Here is a 3,750-nt window from a genome sequence, read left to right as displayed (position 1 = left end):
CAAGGACCTCGGCAATCAGATCGCTTCGGCCGCCTCGACCACGCTGAGCACCAAGAAGCCCATCGTCTCGGTCTCGATCCTCTATCGCGACCGACCGATCCGGGCGCAGGTGATCCAGCCGCCCGCGGTCGAGGGTGGGTTCTCCATCTCACTTCGGTTCTTCTCCTCCCTGCCGCTGGAGGCCATCAAGCTCGGATTCCTCTATGGCAAGGAGCGCAGCCTAGAAGGTCTGCGCCGCGAACGGAACGCCGCCCTGCGCGATGTGGTGGCCTCCGGCGACATCGACGCCGCCCTGCGGTTCTGCGTCGAGAACAAGCTCAACATGATCGTCTCGGGCGGCACCTCGACCGGCAAGACGGTGGCGGCGCGCAAGATCCTCTCGCTGATCCCGCCCGAGGAACGGATCATCACCATCGAAGAAGCAGCCGAGCTGCGGCCCGAGCAGCCGAATGCCGTAACGCTGATCGCCGACCGGGACACCGAGGTCCGCAGCGCCGATGTGCTTCTGGCCTCGACCCTGCGCATGCGGCCGGACCGGATCGTGCTGGGCGAGGTTCGCGGCCGCGAGGCCATGACCTTCCTCGAGGCGATCAACACCGGCCATGGCGGCTCGCTCACCACCCTGCATGCCGAGACCCCGCAACTCGCCGTCCGCCGTCTCGCCATCGCGGCCCTGAAAACCGATGTGCCGATGACCTATGCCGACATGGTCGACTATATCGAAGGCTCCATCGATGTGATCATCCAGGCTGGCCGCCATAATGGTGCCCGCGGCATCACCGAGTTCTTCCTGCCGGGGCAGACGAAGCATCCAGATCAGAACACTGCCGGAACCGAGGGCACTAAGCGCCCTGCGGTTGCCGCCGAATGAACCGAAAGGAAATCCCCATGCGCCATACCATCCTCGCCGCAGCTGTCACCCTGCTGGCCGCGCCCCTCGCCGCCCAGACCTCGCCTCAGGTCACGAACGATCTCACCGTGACCATCACGCCCCAGCAATACCGGATCTGCAACGACCGGCCCGCGCGCCCGACTTGGATGGATGAAGTCCACCCGCGCGAGGCCTATAAGGCGCTGACGTTGATGCGGCTCTACGAGTTGCGGTCCTGGGAGGCGATCAAGGAAACTGGCGACTGCGGCTGTGATGTGCGCTTCCCGTCATGGGATGCTGCCTCCGCCGAGTACGAGGAACGGTTCGCAACAAACACGCAGGCCGAGCATACTCAAGCGCGCCTCGCCATTCGCAACGAGCAGAACCAGATTGCCCGCGACGTCCAGGATATCTGCGAAACGCAAGGCAACTGGTAATGAGCATCGTCAGCTGGATGGTCGGAACGGCCGACGGCTTCCTTGCCGATGCGGCAGAGTCCCAGTTCGGGGCTGTGGCCAGCAATACCGGCACGATCGTCCTGCTGATGGTCACGCTCTCGCTGATCGGCGTCTGTATCAACATGGCCTTCCAGTTCCGCAGCATGGATGGGGCCAGCTTCTTCTGGTACCTGATCAAGCTGACACTGATAGGTCTCTTTGCCTTCAACTGGGCCAACTTCAACGCGGTTGCCAATGCCGTCATCGGCGGGCTCGACTATGTCGCCGGGGCCCTGATTTCCTCGGTTGGCGGCGGCGGGGCAGGGGCCACGTATTTTGCGGCCGAGTTCGATGATCTCATCACAGAGTTCAGCCAATACCTGAACGCGATCGGCAACAACCTGAACTGGATGACCGGCGCGATCCTCGGCGGCATCGGCCTGGTGCTCCTGAGTCTCCTCGGCTTCATGACCGGCATCGTCCTCATCTTCGCCAAGATGATGCTTACCCTGATGCTCGGCCTCGCACCGATCATGATCGCCCTGTCGCTCTTCGATGCGACCAAGGATTTCTTCCACAGATGGGTCTCGACGACGATCAGCTACGCCTTCTACCCCATCGTCATCGCCGCCATGTTCTCGACCGTCGTCGGTATGGCGAATTCGCTTCTCGCGCAGCTCGGCGACCCGAATTCGGCCACCAACATCGGCGCGCTGGTCCCGTTCTTCGTGATGGTGTTCCTGGCCAAGGGCTTCGTCGCGGCAACACCCCTGATCGTGCGGGGGATTTCTGGAAACCTGATGGTGGCCGCGGCACCCGCTGTGGTCGCGGGATCGACCGGGATCATGCGGGGGATCTTCAATACCGACGGCGTGAAGGGCAGGGCGCGGATCGGTGCACTCACGACAGGTGAAGTGATCGGACGAGGGGCCGTTCAGGCTCCAGCCGCCGTGCGGAGCGCCGCGGCAACGGCAAGCGCGCAGGTGGTACGGATGGCCGAGAGGGCGAAGCGGCTCGGTCCGTGACCACGGCGACAATGCTCACGAAATCGAGATGAATTCAGAGGGAACACATGACCGATAAGCAGAAGGTCACCATGGCTTCGGTCATACTCAGGCGGTTTGGCTTTACCAATCGCGAAGCCGCCCGGTTCTGGGGGGTGCAAGAAGAAACGGTGGCCAAGTGGGCAACGGGCGAAACCGATATGCCGACGACCATGCAGCTCACGGCGCTTGAGCAAATCAATGCCTGGCAAAGCTATTGTCGGCATATGGCAGGCATTTATCACGATATCTTCCAGGAAACGCCCGAAGCATACATCGGTGTGTTGAGCGCGAACGACGCCGCCGCATATGGCGTTCCTGAAAGTGATGGTTTCATATCGAACACCATCGCCAGCATCTGTGCATATCTCGCACCGAAGCACGAACACTTGGTTCTCGTCACATCCGAAGAGGCGGCCAGGGAGGACACTTTAACCCGCTTGCGGGAATGCGCTTTTCTTTGGGCGATCAACTTCGTCGATCTTTACAATATGGAAACGGCATTCGGGACGACCGAGCTGGCGATGACCGAGTTCCTGGTCTCTCGTCTTCGCCGCGATCTCAGCGATCCTGTCGCGGCGATGCTGTCAACAGATGGCACAACGTATGATCGGCGCTGGACCATCCACTTCATCAACACCCATGATTTCGTGGCTGATTTCGCCAATGAGGATGGCGAGGGCGATGAGCGTCACGAGTATTTCGAGGTTTCATTCACGCCCCTCTCGTTGGAGTCTCCCTTCGATTTTTACAGCGATGATCAAGCAAGGGTGCGCCTTGTTCTGGACGATGGCACGACTATGGATGTGGGCCTTGCCACTGGCGATTCTGAAGCTGATTTCGTTGCCATGAACGCAGCAGTTGCAGACATGCTCAATGAAGTATTCGGGACACCCGCGAAGATGAAGGCAGCGTTCGAGAAGCAACGTGCTGTCGAGCAATCCGAACGCGACATGCTACACTGACGGACCCGGTGCGCGGCGCACGGATCCGTCATCAACTCTGGGCCCGTCAAGCATGCTCCGCAATGATCCCTCGCGTCGTCTGAACCGCCGCTGCCAGTTCGATACTATCAGATGCACGAAGACCGAGCCCGGCCAGATCGAAGGACAGCTGATCTGACCCTGCGCGACCCGCAGCGGCCCGTGCAGCCCTCCCTCGCGCCCGGCCCGGCGGCACAGGCTTGGGATCGAGCGGCTGTTGCGAGGCAGATTGAGCCGCTTTGGGCAGCGCATTTGCCTCAGGCCCCTGGGCCCCTGCAGCCGCCCGCACCGCCTGCAATTCCAGCTTCAGCTTCTCGACCGTCTCCCGCGTCTCGGTCATCTGCCGATCCCGCCGCAGCCCGTCCTCATCAGGGTACGGGAAACTCCCCGCCTGACCGGTGTGCAGCGCCTTTAGC

The 3,750-nt window shown here is 61.7% G+C and carries 4 protein-coding genes and 1 pseudogene; 4 read left to right on the top strand and 1 reads right to left on the bottom strand.

Annotation, left to right across the window (positions count from 1 at the left end; genetic code table 11):
* The 4 genes from C5F46_RS15810 to C5F46_RS15795 form a co-directional block, all read left to right on the top strand.
* A partial coding sequence (locus C5F46_RS15810) for an ATPase, T2SS/T4P/T4SS family (protein WP_107326260.1) occupies nt 1-871 on the top strand: 871 nt, incomplete at its 5' end.
* A gap of 17 nt (nt 872-888) precedes the next feature.
* Nucleotides 889-1,308 carry a hypothetical protein gene (locus C5F46_RS15805; protein WP_107326261.1) on the top strand — a complete coding sequence of 140 codons (420 nt, stop codon included), beginning with the start codon at nt 889-891 and terminating at the stop codon, nt 1,306-1,308.
* Nucleotides 1,308-2,333, top strand: a complete 1,026-nt coding sequence (locus tag C5F46_RS15800; protein WP_107326259.1) for a TrbL/VirB6 family protein — start codon at nt 1,308-1,310, stop codon at nt 2,331-2,333. The genes C5F46_RS15805 and C5F46_RS15800 overlap by 1 nt, the downstream gene beginning before the upstream one ends.
* A 47-nt stretch (nt 2,334-2,380) precedes the next feature.
* Nucleotides 2,381-3,316 carry a hypothetical protein gene (locus C5F46_RS15795; RefSeq protein ID WP_107326258.1) on the top strand — a complete coding sequence of 312 codons (936 nt, stop codon included), beginning with the start codon at nt 2,381-2,383 and terminating at the stop codon, nt 3,314-3,316.
* A 46-nt stretch (nt 3,317-3,362) separates the two neighbouring features.
* Here C5F46_RS15795 and C5F46_RS15790 read toward each other — a convergent pair.
* Nucleotides 3,363-3,750: pseudogene (locus tag C5F46_RS15790) on the bottom strand (type IV secretory system conjugative DNA transfer family protein); the annotation flags it as partial.

The organism is Phaeovulum veldkampii DSM 11550 (assembly GCF_003034995.1).
Lineage (GTDB): Bacteria > Pseudomonadota > Alphaproteobacteria > Rhodobacterales > Rhodobacteraceae > Phaeovulum > Phaeovulum veldkampii.
The sequence above is the reverse complement of the archived record's forward strand: the minus strand, read 5'-3'. Positions and strand labels throughout refer to the sequence as shown.

What these genes read in the sequence shown, in the direction of transcription:
- C5F46_RS15805 (WP_107326261.1), top strand. Translation starts at nt 889, where the DNA reads ATGCGCCATACCATCCTCGCCGCAGCTGTCACCCTGCTGGCCGCGCCC.
- C5F46_RS15795 (WP_107326258.1), top strand. Translation starts at nt 2,381, where the DNA reads ATGACCGATAAGCAGAAGGTCACCATGGCTTCGGTCATACTCAGGCGG.
- C5F46_RS15800 (WP_107326259.1), top strand. Translation starts at nt 1,308, where the DNA reads ATGAGCATCGTCAGCTGGATGGTCGGAACGGCCGACGGCTTCCTTGCC.